This window comes from Promicromonospora sp. NPDC052451, from assembly GCF_044547525.1.
Lineage (GTDB): Bacteria > Actinomycetota > Actinomycetes > Actinomycetales > Cellulomonadaceae > Promicromonospora.
In genome coordinates, this window is sequence record NZ_JBIUAP010000007.1 from 235,924 (window position 1) to 255,216 (window position 19,293).

Here is a 19,293-nt window from a genome sequence, read left to right on the forward strand (position 1 = left end):
ACGAGGATTCTGGGCGCAATCGCTGGGTAGAAGCGCACCAACGCGGTGCAGCACCGAGGGCCGTGGACTTTCGCCCGGGTTGTCCCTTGTGCACCGCTACGATCGTGCGCCATGAAGCATGCCCGCAGCGACGGTCCCGACCTCGCGTTCCGGATCGCCCGGCGCGTCGTCTCGGCCGTCGTCGATGACATGTCGACGGTCCAGCGCATCGGGGTCGGCGTCGTCGGCGCGCTGTTCGCCGTCACCCCGTTCGGGGCCTGGAGCGCCGCGGAAGCACGGACCGACCCGCTGACGACCGGTGCGCCGGTAGAGGTGGGCCCGTTCGAGGTGACCATCGAGAAGGCCGCGACCGCCGACGAGCTGGGCTACCTGGTGCCGGCGCCGGGCAACCACATGCTCGCCGTGGTCGCGAACGTCACCAACACCGGCGAGGTGCCGGAGTACAGCGTCACCCTGAGCAACGCCGTCCTCGCGCCCGAGGGCGTGGGCATCGTGCCGGAGGAGCCGCTCGGCGACCTGGGGTTCGGCGACGGCGGCACGCCCGACGACGGCGCCACGCCCGACGACAGCGCTGCATCCGACGACAGCGCTGCATCCGACGACGGGGCCACGGCAGGCGACAGCACCGCACCCTCCGACGACGCCGCGCCCGACGCCGACCCCTCGGCGAGCCCCTCCCCCGCGGAGCCCGAGCTGCCGTCCGCGACGATCGTCAACATCGAGGACGGGACAACCCGCAGCATCCTCAACCCCGGCGTGACCTACCGTGTCGCCCTGATCTGGGAGCAGAGCGGGGACTGGTCGGGCTCCACCATCCCGCTGGAGCTCGTCGAGCTGGAGTGGATCGAGGAGGACCCGTTCGGGCTCGACGACGGGCACTGGACCCCGAACGAGGTGGCCTTTCGCGGCGACATCGCGGTCGAACCGGCCAAGCCCGCCGCGGGCGCGGGCCAGGACGCCGCCGGACAGGATCCGGCCGGACAGGACACCGCAGGACAAGACACCACAGGACAAGACACCACCGCGCAGCCCGAGTCAGGGTCGGCCCAGCCATGAGGCACGGACGTCGTCGGATCACCTGGAAGGGCTCGGCGCTGGTCGTCGGAGCCGTGACGGCGGGCTGCGCGCTCGTGACCTACCTGCCCCAGGACACCGCGCTGGAGGACCCGTTCGTCGTCGAGGGCGGGGTGGGCGAGACGCTCGACCTGACCTACGCCGAGCTGACGGTGACCGACGTCCGCGTCGCCGACACCCTGAGCGGCGTCACCGAGACCGCCGTGGCCGGAGGCACCTTCGTCGTGGTGGACGCGACCTGGCGGGCCACGCAGGGCCTGACGACCTTCGTCGGCGCCGAGGTCACCGACGCCGAGGGCCGCCGGTTCTGGCCCGCCAACCTGGCCGACTGCACCACGGCACCCAAGGCACAGCCCGGCTACGCCTGGCGCGCCACGTACTGCTTCGACGTGCCGCGCGACGCGCTGGCGGGGGCGACCGTACGGCTCGCCCGCGGCGACCAGGCGGAGGAGCACGCGGGCCAGCGGCGCGACGCCGTCGCCGTCGTCGACCTGGGGATCACCGGGGGCGAGGCCGACGAGCTCTGGGAGGCGACCGAGACCGTGTCGCCCGAGATGGAGGGCTACGCCACGGCGAGCCCGGGAGGGGACGAGGGATGACCACGCTGGTGACCCCGGCCGTACCGGGCCCGGACCAGTACCCGAACGCAGGGCAGTACCCGGGCGAGGGGCAGTACCCGGGCCCCGCGCCGAGCGTCCCCCCGGGCACGCTGCCGGGCATGGTCCCGCCCGACGTGCCGGCGCAGGCACCCCGCAAGGGCTGGTGGCGCCGCAACACCGTCTGGCTGGTGCTGCTACCGGTCGCGGTGGTGGTGGCCGCGGGGGCGTCGTCCTTCCGGGTGTGGGCGTACTGGTGGCCCACGGGGCTGCACCACGAGGTGGACCGGGCCGCGGCGGGTGCGACGGCGCACCTGGCGGGCGAGTACTACGACCTCGGGTTCGACGTGCCGGAGCGCGCGAACACGTACGTGCTGCGGGAGGTCGACGCGTCGGTCACCGGCGTGGAGCGGGTGACGGAGCTGCCACCGCCCGCCTACGACGACCCGATGCCGATCCCGGAGGGTTCCGTCGCGTACGCGGTGGGGATGCACTTCGCCGCCGAGCCGCAGACCGACATCTCGCTGTGCCAGATCATCCTCGTCGCCGAGGACGGCACGCGGTACGGGGAGTCCAACGCGGACCTGCTGGGCAACCTGAACCGCTGCGCGCCGCCCGAGGCGGAGGGCTCGCTCACCGTGCAGCCGGAGTGGGACGTCACGTCGTACGTGCTGGCCGACCCGGACGCGACGATCACGCAGGTGCGGCTGGCGTTCGGTGGCCCGGAGTACGTGACGTTCGACCTGCCGTGACCCGGCGGGCCGCGGCCTCCTCCTCCGCCTCCTCGTCACGGATCACGAGGCCGCGCTCGACGAGCTGTTCGACGGTCGCCGCGATCAGGACGGCGGCGAGGGCCAGTGCCAGCGCCAGTCCCGCCGCGCTCTCCATGGGGCTGAAGGCGAGCCAGGTGCTGCTGTCGACGGGCCCGGTCACGGCGCGCACGATCCACGCGACGCCGTACGGCACCCGCATGACCACGAGATAGCCCAGGCAGAAGACCAGCATGGGGCCGAGGCCGCCGTGCACGATCATCTTCAGGCCGTCCCACAGGGCGGAGAAGCGGGCGCGCAGGTCCTCGGTGAGCGACTCCAGCACGGAGCGGAGCCCGCGCGGGAGCCAGGTGACGCGGTCCAGCCAGCGGTGCTCGGTGGACGGCGGTTCCATGAGCCGGTGGCCCAGCACGACGGCGCCGATCGCGAGCCAGGCCAGCGGCGCGACGAGGACGACGTCGAGCGACTCCAGGACGGTGACGAAGCCGTCGGCGAGGACCGACACCGTCTCGTTGCCGGCCGTACCGATGGACTCCTGCGCGGCGCCGACCGTGCCGACGGCCGCCGCCACGAGCTGGCGTTGCTCGGCGACGTACCAGAGACCCTGCTGGATGGTCTCGATCTGGCCGGCGACCTGGCTGGTCCAGTAGATCTCCAGGGCCGCGCCGAACACGGCGATGCCGAGGAAGCCCAGCCGCCCCTCCAGCCGTCCGAGCAGCCAGCGCAGCACGAACGCGACGGCGACGATGGTGAGGAGCGTCCATCCGGACCAGACCCCGAGGCGGGACATGAAGTCGACGCCCTGCGTGGTCCAGGCGTCGTTGAACAGCTCGTCGGCGGCGGCCTCGTTGAGGAACTGGTCCCGGTCGGCGTCCATCAGGCCCTCGACCTCGTAGACCACCAGGAACGGGACCAGCACGGACAGGGCGACGTCGACGAGGCGGCGCTCACGCTTCTCGGACGGCATCATCGGGGCGCGCGTGCCCGGCAGCATGCCGGGGATCGGGGCGGCGCCGTAGGCCGGGCCGGCCACGCCGTAGGCGGGCCCGGGTTCCGGTCGGAGCAGCGGCAGCGACGTGCGGCAGACCCAGAGCATGCCGACGACGGGCAGGAGGTAGCCGAGCGGGCTGACGATCAGCAGGAGCTGCGCCACGAACGAGTTCCACTGGCTGAGCTCCACCGCTCCCCACATCGCACCGTTGCGCACGGCGACGCCCAGCAGGCCGAGCGTCAGGAGTGCGGGCCAGTGCGCCGCGAACAGGCGCGCCGCGGAGACGAGGGTCCTCATGGCGACACATAGTGGCCTAAAGCGGGCACAGTGCGCCAAGCGTGCTCATGGGGGGCTCATGGGAGCTCGCGGAGGGCTGACGGCAGCTCACCGCGGCTCGCGCGGGCGCACTCCGGACCGACCTCGGCCGGTTGTCCACAGATGTGCGGAGCGCCGCGCAGTGGGTACGCATGTTCGATATCTTGGAGACGTTTCGATGGGTTTCGATCTCGGGGGTGGTGCGGATGGTCACGAACGAGGAGCCGGATCGTCGTGCGCCCGGTGTCGATGCCCGCACCCGCGCCATGGAGGACGTGCTCACCGACCTTGAGGCCCTGGCAGGCGAGCTCGTGGACGTCGCCGGACCCGATGCCGTGCGCGGTACGGGCAGGTTCTGCGGCGGCGGCGACATCGTGGCGTCTCGCCTGGCCGACGCCGCACCACGGCTGCGCACGCTGAACACCCGCCTCGAGACAGTGCGTCTCACGTGGCTGCCGGTGATCGAGCAGGACCACCCGTGGCAGAGCACCGGCGCGCGGACCTTCGCGACCTGGCTGGCCCGGACGGAGAACGTCACGACCACGACGGCCCGGCGCGAGGTCCGCACCGCGCGCACGCTGCGCGACCACCTGCCGACCGCACGAGAACAGGCTCTCGCAGGACGGCTGGGCGCCGACCATGTGCGTGCCCTCGTCGACGTGGCGCCGACGAGCGAGGCCCGCAAGAACGCACTGGCTGCCCCGGTAGAGGCCCCCGACGCCGACACGGACGGCGCGCCGCCCCGACCGTCGAGGGACGCGCAGCCCGTCGAGGAACGGGGGCCCACCGAGGGGACGGAGCCCACCGGGGAGACGGAGCCCACCGGGGCCGCGCAACCGACGGCGGGAACACCTCCCGATGGCGGATCCGACCTCGATGCCGATCGGCCCGGACGCGCACCCGCCGTGCCGACCGGAGAGGAGTACCTGACAGGTCTCGCCGGGACCTGCGACCCCGGCCGGTACCGACGCATGCTCAAGCGGTTCGCCGTGGTGGCCGACCCCGACGCCGACGAACGCGGCTACAAGCGGGCCACGGAACGAGAGCACCTGGAGATCAGTCCCACCTTCGACGGCTGGCACGTCAGCGGCTTCCTCACCGACGAGCACGGGCAGCAGGTCAGCACCGCACTCGGCTCCATGATGGGCGCACCCACCCCAGGCGACTCCCGCACACCCACGCAACGGCGCGCTCAGGCTCTGGCCGACCTGGCCCGCGACGTGCTGGACCACGGACGGACCGGGACCGGCGCGGCGGTGCGGCCGCACGTCAGCGTCACCGTCTCGCTGTCCGAGCTCATGCGGTTGACGAGGAACGGCGCGGACGCCGCCGGCACGGACCCGGCGCGGACCGCCGACACCGGTGCAGGTCGGGGCACCGGCACCCCGACGGCCAGCCCGACGGGTGCCCCGACCGGCACTCCGGCGGATACACAGGCCAGCGCCGCGGACCCTACCGCCGCGCCCCGAACGGACCCGCAAGGCCTGCGCCCAGACGACCTGACCGCCCTGACGGCACAGCCGGCGATCTTCACCGGAGTCAGCAGCACCGGAAACGTCGTCCCCGACGGGCTCCTGCGCAAGATCCTCTGCGACGCCGCCGTCACGAGGGTGGTCTTCGGGCCGGACAGTGCTGCTGTCGACGTCGGCCGCAGCCGACGCACGGTCAGCGGGCAGCTCCGCAGAGCGGTGATCGCCCGGGACCAGCACTGCGTCTACCCGGGATGCGACCAGCCGGCGGCGCGCTGCGAGGTGCACCATGCCGTCACGCACTGGGCGGACGGCGGGAGTACCAGCCTCGCGAACAGCGCACTGCTCTGCTGGCACCACCACACGCTCGTGGACACCACCGGGATCACGATGGACTGGCGGCCGGGCAGCACTCCGGACCAGCCCGGGCACTGGCGGTTCACCAGCCGGCTCGGACGACGTATCGACCTGCCCCACGCTCGCGCCGGGTGACGGTGCTCCGCACGCGCCCGCACGAGGTGCCGGCACCCCGCTCGACCGCAGGCCGACCGCGGCGGGTCACACGGCGAGCACCGACAGGCTCCGCACCCGGGCGCGCATGTCAGCCGGCCGCGTCATGGCAGGCTGCGCACCCGGGCGCCCGCGTCAGCCGGTCACGTCAAGGCCGGCTGCACACCCAGACGCCCACGCCAGCCGGCCACGCCAAAGCAAGCTGCACACCCAGATGCCCACGCCGGCCGGCCGCGTCATGGCAGGCTGCGCACCATGGAGCCCACGACAGCGAACACTCCGCCCGGGGGCGTTCCCGGACTGCCCCCTGCCGGACTTGCCGCGCTCGCCGACGAGGTCGAGGTGATCTCGCGGGTCTACGAACGCAAGTTCGGCGTACCGCGCACCGACGACTGGCTCGTCCTCAAGCTCCAGGAGGAGATGGGAGAGTTCGTACAGGCCTACCTCGCCCGGACGGGGCGGTCACGCGACCGGGGCCGGTCCGCCGAGGACATCGACGCCGACCTCAGGGCCGAGTTCGCCGACGTGTTCGGTCAGCTGCTCGTGATCGCGCGACGGTTCGACATCGACATCGAGGCCGAGCTGGCCCGCAAGTGGTTCCGCTGGAGCGACCTCGTCGAGCCGCAGGATCGCGAGGGGATCTGACCGTCGGCCGAGACCCCGCCACGGTCAGAACTCCGCGCCGACCACAACCCCGCCACGGTCGGGACCCCGCGCGGGCCACAACGCCACCACAGTCAGGACCCCGCGCGGGCCACAACCCCGCCGCGGTCAGGACCCCGCCCCTCGCAGGATCCCGCCCCAGCCGGAACCCCGCCCCAGCCGGAGCCCCGCACCCGACAGAGCCCCGCCCCGCTCAGAACCCCGCCCACTCAGAGCTTCGTGATCGCCGTGTACTTCAGGGCGATCCGCTTGGTGCCGTTGCTGCCGAAGTCGATCTTGACCACCGCGTTGGCCTCGACGTCGATGACGGTGCCGAGCCCGTAGGAGTCGTGCGTGACGCGGTCGCCGATCTCCAGGCTGGGCACGTTCTTCTGCACGTCGATCCCGCCGAAGCCGCCCTTGGCGCCCGTCTTCCGCTGCGGGGAGAACGCGTTCGGCTGACTGCCGCCCGCCGACGAGCCCGAACCCGTGCGTGCGCCACCCGACCGGCCCGAGGACCACGTCGAACCCGAGCCCGAACCGGACCGGCCACCAGGACCACGGCTCGAGCCGCCCGACCCGTACCCGCCCGAGCCATAGCCCCCGGAGCCGTACCCGCCAGAGCCGTACCCACCGCCCCAGCCACCTCGACCGCCGCGGATCGCCGCGGTCGACGACTCCCGCCGCCGCCAGTCCCAGAGATCCTCGGGGATCTCCTGCAGGAACCGGCTCTCGGGGAACTCGTTCGACATCCCGAACGCGGCCCGCGTCGACGACCGCGTGATGTACAGCCGCTCACGGGCGCGGGTGATGCCCACGTAGGCGAGGCGGCGCTCCTCGGCGAGCTCGGTGTCGTCGTGCAGCGAGCGCATGTGGGGGAACGTGCCGTCCTCCATGCCCGTGAGGAAGACGACCGGGAACTCCAGGCCCTTGGCCGTGTGCAGGGTCATGAGGGTGACGACCCCCTGGTTCTCCCGGGGCGCCTCCTCGGCCGCGCCGTCGGCGACGTCCTCGTCGGGGATCTGGTCGCTGTCCGCGACCAGCGACACCCGCTCGAGGAAGTCGGCGAGCGAGCCCTCCGGGTCGGTCTCCCCGAAGTCGACCGCGACAGCGTGCAGCTCGGCCAGGTTCTCGACGCGGCCCTCGTCCTGCGGGTCCTCGCTCGCGCGCAGCTCCGCGAGGTAGCCGGTCTTGTCGAGCACCGCGCCGAGCACCACGGCCGGCGCCGCGCCGTCGTCCACGAGGCCGCGCAGCTCGCGCATCAGGTCGCGGAAGGCGAGCAGGGGCTTGAGCGAGCGGGTGGTCATGCCGGGGATCTCGTCGGCCCGTTCCAGGGCTGCGCCGAACGAGATGCGCTCCCGGTCCGCGTAGGACGCGACGAGCGACTCCGCGCGGTCGCCGAGGCCGCGCTTGGGCACGTTGAGGATGCGGCGCAGGTTCACGTCGTCGTCCTCGTTGGCCAGGGCGCGCAGGTAGGCGACGGCGTCCTTGACCTCGCGGCGCTCGTAGAACCGCGTGCCGCCGACCACCTTGTACGGCAGCCCGACCCGGACCAGCACCTCCTCCAGCGCGCGGGACTGCGCGTTGGTGCGGTAGAAGATCGCGACGTCGCCCGGGCGCACGCCCTCGTCGTCGCCCAGCTTGTCGATCTCGTCGGCGACGAACCGGGCCTCCTGGTGCTCGTCGTCGGCCACGTAGCCCACGATCTTGGCCCCGGCCCCCGAGTCCGTCCACAGGCGCTTGGGCGTGCGGCCGGCATTGCGGGAGATCACCGCGTTGGCGGCGCTCAGGATGTTCTGCGTGGAGCGGTAGTTCTGCTCCAGCAGGATCGTGGTGGCGTCCGGGTAGTCCTTCTCGAACTCCAGGATGTTGCGGATCGTGGCGCCACGGAACGCGTAGATGGACTGGTCGGAGTCGCCCACCACCGTGAGCTCGGCCGGGTCCAGACCGGAATCGTCGTCGGAGCCCACGCCCGCCAGCTCCCGCACCAGCGTGTACTGCGCGTGGTTGGTGTCCTGGTACTCGTCGACCATGATGTGCCGGAACCGGCGCCGGTAGTGCTCCGCGACGTTCGGGAACGCCTGGAGCAGGTTCACCGTGGTCATGATGATGTCGTCGAAGTCCAGGGCGTTGGCCTGGGCCAGGCGCGCCTGGTAGCGGGTGTAGACGTCGGCCAGCACCTGGTCGAACGCGGGCACGGCGGTGTTGCGCTCGTCGGCCGACTGCCCGCCCCACGGGCGGCGGATGCCGCCGGCCGCCGCCGAGGCGGCCTCGGCCTGCGCCTCCTGCTCGGCGTACGCCCCGGCCTGCCGGGCATAGGTCTCGGGGTCGACCAGCTCGTTCTTCAGGTCGCTGATCTTGTTCGACAGCCCGCGCGCCGGGTACTTCTTCGGGTCCAGGTTGAGCTCGCGCGTGACCAGGGTGATGAGGCGCTGGCTGTCCGCGGCGTCGTAGATGCTGAAGCTGGAGCGCAGCCCGAGCGTCGTGGCCTCGCGGCGCAGGATGCGCACGCACGCCGAGTGGAACGTGGACACCCACATGCGGTTCGCGGCGGGGCCCACCAGGCCCTCGACCCGCTCGCGCATCTCGGCCGCGGCCTTGTTGGTGAACGTGATCGCGAGGATCTCCCCCGCGCGTGCCCGGCCGGTGGCCAGCAGGTAGGCGATGCGGTGCGTCAGCACGCGCGTCTTGCCGGAGCCGGCGCCCGCGACGATCAGCAGCTGACCGCCCTCGTGCACGACGGCGGCCCGCTGCTGCGGGTTCAGCCCGTCGAGCAGCTCCTCGGGGTCGAGGTGCGCGAAGGCGCCCCGGGCGCGCGGTGCCTCGGACTCGTGGGGCAGGCCGGCCAGCCACTCCGGCTCGGCGGGCAGCGCCGCCTCGCCCGGGTCCCCGGCGTCCGGCGCGTCGTCGTCCCAGCGCGGCGCCGTGCTCGGCAGGCGCGCCTCGTCACCCGGCGACGCGGGGTCGAGGCCGGGCAGGGAGAGGCTGTCGAAGAGGGAAGTCATCGCGCCTAAGCCTAGGCGGGGTCACCGACATCCCGTGCCTCAGCCGCGCGCGGACGTCTCGGCGGAGGTGCCGTCCATCAGGTCGAGCGCGCGCCGCAGCTTGGTGCTCGACGTGTGCACCGTGTAGGGGAAGTACACGACCTCGACGCCCACCTCGGCGAACCGGCGCTCGAGGTCGCGGCCCTTGGCCGTGCCCTTCCAGTCGTCACCCTTGAAGAAGACGTCGAACGGCCGCGTGCGCCACGTCTCGATCTTGTCGGGCTGGGTCTCGACGAAGACCTCGTCGACGAACTGGATGTGGCGCACGATCTCAGCCCGTTCGATCACCGGCACCACGGGCCGGCGCCCCTTGGTCAGCTCGAGCACGGCGTCGTCGACCACCCCGGCGACCAGGTGGTCGCAACGGCTCCTGGCGTGCCGGAGGACGTTGAGGTGGCCCACGTGGAACAGGTCCCAGGCACCTGGCGCGTAACCGACCACAGTCATGACAGGAAGGCTAGGAGCGCTCCCGCCCCGACGACACGCCCAAGGGGCCTCCGGAGCGGGTGAACGTGCAGTTCACCCCTCCCCCCGAGCCGCACATTTCACCCCGCTCGGGTGACTTTCGGGTGAAAGCGCACCGATCGGCCGCTCATGGACATAGCGTCGCGGCATGCTTGGCCTCACCATGTCTACGTCCGTCCTTGCGGTGTGCACGGGGAACATCTGTCGTTCCCCGGTTCTCGCGCGCCTGCTCACCGCCCGGACCGACGGCACCGTCCGCATCAGCAGCGCCGGCGTCCGCGCTCGCAGGGGAGAGCCGATCGACCCGCGCATGGCCAGCCTCCTGCAGGCTCGCGGTCTCGACACCGGGCAGTTCACGGCGCACCAGCTCACCGGCGACGCCCTCCGCTCGGCGACCGTCGTCATCACCATGACCCGCGCGCAGCGCGCGGCAGTCGTCCGCGCCGTCCCCGAGGCGGTGCGGCGCACCTTCACGCTCCTCGAGCTCGCGCACGTGCTGAGCACGTCACCCGGCGCCCGTTCGGCTACCGACGACGCCGCACGCTGGGCGCAGGTCCCCGAGCTCGTGAGCCTCGAGCGCCTCCACCACCCGGCGCTCGCGCGCGAGCTCGACATCGAGGACCCCTACGGGCGCAGCGAGAAGGTCTACCGCCGAGCCTTCGAGCGGATCGTGTCGGCCACCGACACGGTCTGCGGGGTGCTCGGCACCGGCAGGCAGCCCTGGCTGCTGGGCAGCAAGCCGCCCCGGTCCGGCCCGCTGCCCGTCGCGCAGCCCCAGCCGCGCCACTCCTCGAGCCTCGGCCGGCTCTGAGCCCGGACGAGACACGCCGTACGACTACAGAGGGAGGCAGGACGTGGAACTGGTCGAGTACGCGAACGTGCTGCGCCGCCGCTGGGCGGTGATCGTCGGCGTCGCACTCGCCGGAGCGCTCGCCGCCTTCGGCTGGGCCTGGACGACGCCGCCGTCCTACACCGCGACGGCGAAGGTCTACGTCTCGCTCAACACCGGTGAGTCCACCAGCGACCTGCTGCAGGGCTCGACGTACGTGAAGAACCTCATCGAGTCCTATGCCGCGCTCACGGACATGCCGGTCGTGCTGGATCCGGTGGCCGCAGAGCTCGGGGACGTCACCGGGCGCCAGCTCGCGCAGACCGTCACCGCCGACTCCCCGCTCAACACCTCGATCATCGAGATCAAGGTCGAGGACGGCGACCCGGAGCGCTCCGCCCTCGTCGCGAACGCCGTGGCCGAGCAGCTCTCCTCGACCGTCGTCGACCTGTCGCCCGAGACGCCCGGCGGCGGCCAGTCCATCGCGGTGACCGTCGTGTCGTCGGCCGAGGTACCGCAGTACCCGTCGGCGCCGCGCACACGGCTGCTCACGGCGGCCGGGGGCGGCGCGGGCCTCGCGCTCGGCGTGGTGCTCGTGCTGCTGTGGGCCGTGCTCGACACCCGGATCCGGTCGGCCGACGACCTCGAGCTCGTCTCGGAGGGCGCCGGCCTCCTCGGTTCCGTCCCGACCGCCACACGCAAGGTGGCGCGGGTCCCGGCCACGCAGAACCCGCTGAGCACCCGCGCGGAGGCGTACCGGCGCGTGCAGACCAACCTCTCGTTCGTCGACGCCACGACACCTGCTCGCGTGCTCGTGGTGACGTCCAGCGTGCCGGGCGAGGGCAAGTCGACGACGGCGATCAACCTCGCCTCCACCTTCGCCGAGAGCGGCAGCAGCGTGCTGCTGGTCGACGGCGACATGCGCCGCCCGTCGGTCGCGACGTCTTTGGGGCTGGAGGAGGCAGCGGGCCTCACCACTGCGCTGGTCGGGCGGGCCGCGATGGCCGACCTCGTCCAGCGGTACGGCCCCGGCAGCCTCGACGTGCTCCCGGTCGGCCCCATCCCGCCCAACCCCCACCAGCTCATCGCGTCGCAGGCCACGCAGGAGCTCATCGCGTCGGCACGCGCGCAGTACGACGTCGTGGTCATCGACGCGCCGCCTCTCCTGCCCGTCTCCGACGCCGCCCTGCTGGCCACCATGGCCGACGGCGTGGTCGTCGTCGTGGGCGCCCGGCGCGTGCGCCGGCAGCAGCTCGCCCAGGCCCTGCGTGCCCTCGCGGGCGTCGAGGCTCGCGTGCTCGGCTTCATCCTGACGTTCGCCCCGCGGTCCGGCCCGGACGGCACCTACTACGGCTACAGCACCCGGCGACGACGGTGGCCGCGCATGCTGCCCGGCTCGTCCCGGCAGCACGCGCAGCTCAGCCTGCCGACCGGAGCGATCCGGGCGGTGCCGCTCCCCGGCACCGACGCCGCCGCACCGACGCCGGCGGAGGTGGAGCCCGGCAGTCCGGCGCCCGAGGCCCCCGCGCCCGGCGGTCCGGACGGCCCGCCGAAGCCGCCGGTGCAGGCCTTCGCGGCCGACCTCACCGGGCCGAACGCTCCTACCCTGCGCCTGAGGCCCGCGGCGATGCCGCCCGCCGTCCCACCCGTCATCGAGCTGGGGACCGCCGATGAACGTGCCGGGTGACGCCCGACCGCGTGACGCGCGGGTCTACAAGACGCTCCGCACCGCGCACCTCGAGCGGGCCCTGGCCATGCCGCCCGCCGACATCCTGTACCAGGAGAGCCGCTACGACTTCGACGAGGACCTGGTGGACCGCGTGCAGCCCGAGCAGGTCGGTGACCTGCGTTGCGCGTGGCTCGTCGCCCGGCGCGGCTACCGGACCGTCGAGATCAACGAGCCCGCGGCGATCGACTGCGTCCGCCGGGCGGCCGCCGTCCTGCTCGCCCTGCTCGTGGCCGACGTGCTGCGGCGCCGGCGGACCCGGGTGGTCACGTACGCGATCGGCAACATCGACCCGAGTGCCCTCCCCCGTCCGACGGCCTGGTGGCCGCGCCTGGGCCGCACGCTCGACCTGCTGCTCGCCCACTGGGTCTGGCGGCGCGTCGACCGGGTCGCCTTCGGCACGGAGACGTCACGGCAGCTCTACGGCAGCGTCTTCGGCCTGGCCGGACGCCGCCGGCCGCACTGGACCACGATCGAGGCCCTGCCCGCGCCCTGCGACTGCGCCCCCGCCGGTGCGACGACGTCGGACAAGGCGCCCGGCCGCATCCTGTTCCTCGGCGACCTCTCGCCGCGCAAGGGGTTCGACTCGGTGCTCGCCGCCTGGGGCGCCGTCCGCCGCCGTCTGCCCGGCTCCGTGCTCACCGTGGTGGGCCGCGGCGCACTTCTCGACCAGGCGTACGACGCCGCCCGAGCCGACGACCGCCTGCGCGTCATCGCCGACCCGCCCCGCGACGTCGTGCACGCGGAGCTGCGGCGGGCGTCGGTCGTCGTGCTGCCGTCGCGGCGGCAGGGGGCGTGGCGCGAGCAGGTCGGGCTGCCGCTGGTCGAGGGCCTCGCCCACGGCTGCACCGTGGTGACCACGGACGAGACCGGCATCGCCGACTGGCTGCGAGACGCAGGGCACGGCGTCATCCCGGGGGCATCCGTGACCACGCTGCTCGCCCCCGTCCTGACGCAGGCGGCCGCCCACCCGCTCGACCCGGACGACGTCCGTGCATCGCTGCCGAGCCAGGACTCCCGCCTGGAGGCGGACGCGTGGCTGTTCGCCCGCGAGGTCGTCGCGACGGGGGGATGAGACGGCTCCCCGTGGATCCGAGGCGTGGATCCGAGGCGTGGAGCCGAGGTCACGGCCCACGGCGCGCAGCGGGCTCCGCGGCACGCCGGGACGCCGTCCACGGCGGCGGTGCGTAGAGGTAGCGCAGCAGGCTCGACGCCGTCCACCGGTGCAGCAGCAGCGACAGGGTCGTCGCCACCACGGTCGCGGCCGGCACCGCGAGCAGGCCGGCCACGGGCGGCAGCGTCGTCGAGCCGGTCAGGGCGAACACCACGGACGACCCCAGGATGATCACCGGCGTGTGCCCCAGGTAGACCGGGAGCGTCGAGGTGCCCGTGCGCACCAGCGCGGCGCTGCGTGCGAGGAAGGTGCCGAGCGCGGCGCCCGCGAGGACGCCCGCGACGCACAGGACGAAGTACACACCGACGACGGGACGCAGTCCGGCGACCTCGACGACGGTCGCGAGCGCCGCCCAGCCCGCCACCACCGCGACCCGCACCGGCCAGGGCGTGCGCGTGAACCGGAGCAGGAGCGAGCGCAGCTGCATGCCGCAGACGAAGAAGACGTAGTACCTGAGCGCGCCGTTCCAGCCGACGTTGCCGAGGTCGAACCCCTCGGTGAGGGCGACGACCGACGGGACGGCGGCGACCAGGAGGTGCCACCGCGGGTCGACGGACCGCAACAGCCGCGCGAGCACGCAGAACAGCGCCAGGGCCCAGATGAACCAGAGCTCGAACTGCGGGCGGACCGGCGACAGGAGCAGGTCGCGCAGCATCGGGCCGAACCCGAGCGGCGTGCCGCGCAGGGCGAAGCCGGCGAGGTAGCACGCGGTGCCGATGCACTCCCACACCACGAAGACCCAGAGGTAGAGCCGCAGCCGCCGGTCCCAGAGGGTCCGCCAGGGCATCCCGCCCTCGCCCCGCGCGCCGACCCGGTGGGCGAGCAGCCCGGAGATCATGAAGAAGAACGGCATGCGCACGGCCGACAGGTAGTCGTTGACCTGCTCCCATGCCGCCACGTCGAACCAGCGCGCGGCGTGGTAGACCACCACGAGCAGGACGGCGAGGCCCCGGCCCGCGTCGATCCACGCCTCGCGGCCGGGCGTCCCGGCCCGCGCGGGTACGCCGGTCATCCGTCCGCTCTCCGTGCCGCCCCCAGGACGGGGGCCATCAGCGCGACCGCGAGGATCAGCACGGTGACGGCGCTCTCCAGCGGTGCGAAGAGCAGGTTCCACAGCGACTTGACCCCGAGGAACAGGACCAGTCCGGAGGCGACCCGCCCCGTGGTGAGGACGGCGGTGCGCGCCACGAGGAACGCCAGCAGCACGACGGCGAGCACCAGACCCGGGATGCCGCACCAGGCCCACAGGTCGCCGATCACCGAGTGCAGCTCGAAGCCGCTGCCGAACATGTAGTTCTCGACGTACCCGTTGTTCGGGTCGTACCCCAGTGCGGCCATGCCGGACTTGGCGACGAGCAGGTCCGCCATGGACGGCACGCTGCCACCGCCGAACCCGGCCGGCGCCTCGGCCATGAGCGCGAGCGTCGCGCCGATCTCCGGCCGCCCGCCGGTGATGAGCGTGCCCGACGTCGAGAGCTGCAGCTCCGTGCGCATCTGCGCGCTCTCGCCCAGCGCCCCCTCGAGGATCGCCGCCTGGACGGAGAAGTAGGTGCCGAGGGCGAGCAGCCCGAAGAGCACGAGCGTACGCAGGGCCGCGAGGCGCGACGAGGCCGGACGGCCCCACGACTGCCACACCACCAGGAGCGCGACCATGAGCAGGATCGCGCTGCTGGACCGCCCGCCGTTGAGCGCGGAGACGCCCGCGAGCGCGAGTGCGGCCACGACGTCGAGCCATCGCCTGCGGAAGCGCGAGACGATCGCGAGGACGAGGACCGTGACCGGCAGGGAGAACCCGAACCGCCAGGGGTTCTCGGCGAAGGTCTCGCTCCCCGGGTTGATGCCGAGCACCAGCCCGACGCCGAACGCCACGCCCACCACGGCGTCCGAGGTGCGTCCGCGCGCCCACAGGGCCGCCCCGATGCCGCAGGCGAGCGCCAGCACGACGAAGCTCGCCTCGAGCGTCCCCGCGGTGGACACGCCGCGCGAGTCGGCGTGCCAGATCGTGAGCCACGCACCCCAGACCACCGAGACGACGGCGAGGACGGTCGTCCAGGTGACCCACCGGGAGCTGCGCAGCTGCGGGGCCCACAGCGGCAGCAGGACGAGGGCGAGGGCCAGGCCAGGGGTCAGGCCGAAGAAGACGTTGCGGTTGATCCCCGTGAGCACCAGGCACAGCACCGCGAGCCCGGTCGCGGCAACGCCCCAGCCCTGCCGTCCCTCGAGGGACGGCAGGGCTGGGGCGACCGCGGTGCGGGGCGACGTCACGGCGCGGGCGGTCCCGCCCACAGGTCGTCCAGCCGGACGACGTTCGCGCCGGTCGTCACGTTGCCCGACAGGCTGAGCGCGTAGCCCACGCCGCCGGCGTCCTGCAGGTCGGGCGTCGAGTCGGTGGCGGTGAGCCGCCACGTCGCCGGCTCCGGCGTGCCGGCCTTCCACACCTTGGCGCGCACGGTGGTGGGCGAGGTGCCGGCCACCTGGAACCGGACGGCCAGCCGCTCGCCCGGCCCGACGCTCAGGTCCGCGACGTTCACGGCGGCGAGCGTCGTCTCGGCGGACTGGAGCGCGACGAGCTGGAGCTGGACGGCCCCCGTCGCCTTGACCCAGACCTTGGCGCGGTACTCGCTGGAGAACCCGCCGGTGCGACCGGCCAGCGAGACGAAGGTGCCGCTGCCGTCGGAGATCTCGTCGAGCGAGAGCACCCCGCGCACCTCGACGTCGGCCGCCGCGACGTCCTGGAGCTGTGCCTTGCGGTTCGCACCGGGCGCCGAGAGGTCCATGACGCCCTCACCGCCGGCCACGGAGTAGCCGGACGCCGCGCCGGACAGGGTCCAGGCCCCGCCCTTCGTGGCCGAGCCCCAGCCCGAGGACACCGTGCGGTCGAAGGTGTCGACCGCGAACTCGGCGGGTGCCGTCGCCTCGACCTCGACCGTGTCCTGCGCCGTGACACCCTCGCTGTCCGTGACGGTGAGCGTCACGGTGTACGTGCCGGGCGCGGCGTAGGTGTGGGTCGCCTGGGCGCCGGTCGCCGTCTCGCCGTCCCCGAAGTCCCAGGCGTACGACGCGAGGGGGCCGTCCGGGTCGGACGAGCCGCGGCCGTCGACCTGCAGGTCGAGGTCGTCGATGGTCGCGGTCGCCTCGGCGACCGGCGGCCGGTTCGGCCGCCCCTCGAGCCCCACCGTGCGGTGGTCGAGCACCGCGGCGGCGGAGAGCACGCTCGGGTAGATCGCCACGTCGTCGATCGTGCCGCTGAACCGGTCACCCAGCCCGAACAGCGGCCGGTTGGGCCAGTTGGCGAGCGTGTCCGCACCGATGCGCCAGTAGCCGGTGATGGCCTGGCCGCGGGTCGTGGCCGCGCGCTCGGCGGCCAGGGCGCCGTCGACGTACAGCTTCATGCCGTCCGCCCCGAGCGTGCCCACCACGTGGTGCCACGCGTTGTCGTCGACCCGGCCCGGGGAGCGGATGGCACGCCGGCTGCCGTCGTTGACGCCGAAGCTGATCCGGCCGCCCGAGTCGACGTACAGGATCCGGTCGGTCTGGTTCGACGTGCCGGTCGAGCTGTTGTTGTTGCCGAACCCGACGATGCGGCCCGTGCTGCTGCCCTTGATCCACGCCTCGACCGAGAACGTGTCGGGACCCTGGATCTGCTGCGGGGACACCAGCCGGCTGCCCGAGGAGTTCTGGAACGTTGCCGCCCCGTTGGAGTCGCCCGAGATCGCGCCGGCCGCACCGAGGCGGACCGCCGACGGGACCGCGAGGTCCGCCCCGCTCGACCAGTCGAACGACGTGGCCGAGCCCTGGGGCTCACCGAGGCGCCAGTAGTTGACCGCGCCGTCCTGGAGCACCGTGCTGGCGTAGGCGCTGGACGGTGCGTCCGAGACCGTCACGGAGACCCAGTCGGACTTCTTCACGTTGCCCGACGGGTCGGTGACCGTCAGCCGGTAGCGGTGCTCCGAGCCGGCCTGCAGACCCGTGTCCTGGGCGCTGCGGGTCACAGGGGCCCAGAACTTCGTCGCGACGGTGTCCTCGTGGACGGGCGCCTGCGCCTCGGAGTCGCGGTAGACGCGGTACGTCAGCGCCTCGTCGTCGCGGTCCCACGTGGTCGTGAAGCTGATCCGGACCGTCCCCGCCGAGACCGAGCGCACCGCCGGGTTCAGCTCGGCGCCCGAGCCGATCGGCCCCTGCTTGTTCGGTGCGGCCGAGCGCTTGGCGTACCGGACGATGCCCTGCTGCACGGCGCCGTTCACCTTGGGGAACTCGCCGCCGTAGATGACGTAGTCGTCGTTGCCCGTGACCGTCCAGACGGCCTGGTTCTTGCCCGTGTACGTGCCGACGTCCGTCTGCGGGTACCAGGTGAGCAGCTCGGGCCGCGGCGTGCCCGGGTGGTCCGGGTAGCCGTAGATGTCACGCGTGTTGGTGCCGCGCACCTCGTTGATCCACGCGGTCGAGTGGTAGAACGACCACGGCTCGGTCTGCGGGAACCCGCCGCTGTTGCCGCAGTAGTGCTTGTGGCTGGCGGTGTAGACGACGCCGCCGAGCGGCACGACGTCGTACGTGTCGCCGTGGCAGTCCTCGAGCCAGACGAGCTGACCGTCGGCCCAGCTCACCCGGAACGTGCCCTCGGTGGTGCCGCCCCGGCCGAAGTGCCAGCCGACGCCGTACCAGCCCGCCTCGCCGTCGCTGGCGACACGCATGATGCTGGAGTTGTCGCCGGCGTTACGGATGCGGGAGTTGACCGGCAGCGGCTTGGTGGCGCCGGTCGCGGCGTCCAGCCAGGCCAGGCCGTAGCCGTTCGCGGTGTCGGAGTTCACCGAGGTGAACGTGCCCGAGATGACCACCGACTGCTCGTCCGGCGACACCACGATGGACTGCACCTGGCGGTCGTCGACGACGGGCCGGAACCCGGTCAGCGCGACGCCGTTCGAGGCGTTGATGGCTGCGACGCGGTAGCGCGTGTTGCCGTTCACCGCGGAGAAGTACCCGCCCGCGTAGACGGTCGTGTTCGTGGCGGCGACGGCCTTCGTGTTGCCGTTCATGCTCGGTGCGAACGACGTGTTCAGGGTGCCGCTGGGCAGGTTGAAGGCCGCGATGCGGTTCCGCGTGGCGCCGTCGACCGTGGTGAAGCCGCCCACGACGTACAGCCGCGTGCCGTCCGGGGAGGCTGCCAGGTCGGTGACGTTGCCGTTGAGCGTGTGGTTGAACGACGTGTCGAGCACGCCCGTGTTCAGGTCGTAGGCCAGGAGGTGCGTGCGGGGCACCTGGTTGGTGCCGGGCGCCGCGCCGGCCGGGCGCGCGTTCTGGAACTCGCCGCCGACGTAGACCTTGGTGCCGACGATGACCTGCTTCCAGACGACGCCGTCGACCTGGACGGTCGGCAGGGCGTCGGCGGACACGGTGACCGGGTCGGTGACCTCGGCCGTGGCCACGGGGGCCTGTTCGACGCCGGCAGACGCCGTCGGCGCCGTCACCAGCGACGTGACGACGAGCGTCATGCTCGCCAGGACGGCGGAGATCCGCCGACCGGGCACGGGGAGAGGAGACACGAGGACCTCACTGGGAAGAGAGCTGCTGCGGAGGAGTGGCCGGCCGGGCCGAGGGGCCGGGGCGGTGTGAACCTGCGAAGACCGTTGTGCGTCACGCTAATAGCGGACACGGCGGTCAGCCCTCGCAAACCGGGGTGAATGGCGGGTG

General features: G+C 72.9%; 14 protein-coding genes. 8 read left to right on the top strand and 6 right to left on the bottom strand.

The features are described 5' to 3' along the window. The first annotated feature begins 111 nt into the window (after positions 1–111). Genes ACIG47_RS14730 through ACIG47_RS14740 form a run of 3 tightly spaced genes read left to right on the top strand, consistent with a single transcriptional unit; the run spans position 112 to position 2,422 of the window. Positions 112–1,056 carry a hypothetical protein gene (locus tag ACIG47_RS14730; RefSeq protein ID WP_397431659.1) on the top strand — a complete coding sequence of 315 codons (945 nt, stop codon included), beginning with the start codon at positions 112–114 and terminating at the stop codon, positions 1,054–1,056. Continuing rightward, the gene (locus tag ACIG47_RS14735) at positions 1,053–1,673 is read left to right on the top strand and encodes a hypothetical protein (protein ID WP_397431660.1); all 621 of its coding nucleotides are present in this window, start codon (positions 1,053–1,055) and stop codon (positions 1,671–1,673) included. Before ACIG47_RS14730 ends, ACIG47_RS14735 begins: the two co-directional genes overlap by 4 nt. Beyond that, entirely contained in the window at positions 1,670–2,422 is a 753-nt protein-coding gene (locus ACIG47_RS14740) for a hypothetical protein (RefSeq protein ID WP_397431661.1), read from the top strand. The genes ACIG47_RS14735 and ACIG47_RS14740 overlap by 4 nt, the downstream gene beginning before the upstream one ends. On the opposite strand, the gene ACIG47_RS14745 is transcribed toward ACIG47_RS14740, so the two are convergent. Continuing rightward, a complete protein-coding gene (locus ACIG47_RS14745) occupies positions 2,364–3,728 on the bottom strand; it encodes a hypothetical protein (protein ID WP_397431662.1) in 1,365 nt (454 codons plus the stop codon). The two genes, ACIG47_RS14740 and ACIG47_RS14745, sit on opposite strands and share 59 nt — an antisense overlap. A gap of 224 nt (positions 3,729–3,952) precedes the next feature. On the opposite strand from ACIG47_RS14745, the gene ACIG47_RS14750 reads away from it, so the two are divergent. After that, positions 3,953–5,707, top strand: a complete 1,755-nt coding sequence (locus tag ACIG47_RS14750; RefSeq protein WP_397431663.1) for a DUF222 domain-containing protein — start codon at positions 3,953–3,955, stop codon at positions 5,705–5,707. A 273-nt stretch (positions 5,708–5,980) separates the two neighbouring features. After that, entirely contained in the window at positions 5,981–6,370 is a 390-nt protein-coding gene (locus ACIG47_RS14755; protein WP_397431665.1) for a pyrophosphatase, read from the top strand. Between the two features lie 227 nt (positions 6,371–6,597). Here the strand turns inward: ACIG47_RS14755 and ACIG47_RS14760 are convergent, their stop codons facing one another. Then, entirely contained in the window at positions 6,598–9,372 is a 2,775-nt protein-coding gene (locus ACIG47_RS14760) for a UvrD-helicase domain-containing protein (RefSeq protein ID WP_397431667.1), read from the bottom strand. A 39-nt stretch (positions 9,373–9,411) separates the two neighbouring features. Then, positions 9,412–9,858, bottom strand: coding sequence for an adenylyltransferase/cytidyltransferase family protein (locus tag ACIG47_RS14765; RefSeq protein WP_397410459.1), 447 nt, complete (start codon positions 9,856–9,858; stop codon positions 9,412–9,414). A gap of 166 nt (positions 9,859–10,024) precedes the next feature. Between ACIG47_RS14765 and ACIG47_RS14770 the strand changes: the two genes are divergently transcribed. Genes ACIG47_RS14770 through ACIG47_RS14780 form a run of 3 tightly spaced genes read left to right on the top strand, consistent with a single transcriptional unit; the run spans position 10,025 to position 13,506 of the window. Further along, positions 10,025–10,687 (top strand): low molecular weight phosphatase family protein, encoded by a 663-nt coding sequence (locus ACIG47_RS14770; RefSeq protein WP_397431669.1) that lies wholly within the window; start codon positions 10,025–10,027, stop codon positions 10,685–10,687. Between the two features lie 43 nt (positions 10,688–10,730). Further along, positions 10,731–12,392: a polysaccharide biosynthesis tyrosine autokinase gene (locus ACIG47_RS14775; RefSeq protein ID WP_397410455.1), complete on the top strand. Its 1,662-nt coding sequence runs from the start codon at positions 10,731–10,733 to the stop codon at positions 12,390–12,392. Continuing rightward, a complete protein-coding gene (locus ACIG47_RS14780) occupies positions 12,376–13,506 on the top strand; it encodes a glycosyltransferase family 4 protein (protein WP_397431671.1) in 1,131 nt (376 codons plus the stop codon). The genes ACIG47_RS14775 and ACIG47_RS14780 overlap by 17 nt, the downstream gene beginning before the upstream one ends. Positions 13,507–13,555: 49 nt before the next feature. Here ACIG47_RS14780 and ACIG47_RS14785 read toward each other — a convergent pair whose 3' ends face one another. The 3 genes from ACIG47_RS14785 to ACIG47_RS14795 are packed head-to-tail and all read right to left on the bottom strand — an operon-like array spanning position 13,556 to position 19,145. Next, positions 13,556–14,617, bottom strand: a complete 1,062-nt coding sequence (locus ACIG47_RS14785; RefSeq protein ID WP_397431672.1) for an acyltransferase family protein — start codon at positions 14,615–14,617, stop codon at positions 13,556–13,558. Next, positions 14,614–15,870, bottom strand: a complete 1,257-nt coding sequence (locus ACIG47_RS14790; protein ID WP_397431674.1) for a hypothetical protein — start codon at positions 15,868–15,870, stop codon at positions 14,614–14,616. The genes ACIG47_RS14785 and ACIG47_RS14790 overlap by 4 nt, the downstream gene beginning before the upstream one ends. Continuing rightward, entirely contained in the window at positions 15,867–19,145 is a 3,279-nt protein-coding gene (locus ACIG47_RS14795) for a LamG-like jellyroll fold domain-containing protein (RefSeq protein ID WP_397431676.1), read from the bottom strand. Before ACIG47_RS14795 ends, ACIG47_RS14790 begins: the two co-directional genes overlap by 4 nt. Positions 19,146–19,293 lie beyond the last annotated feature (148 nt).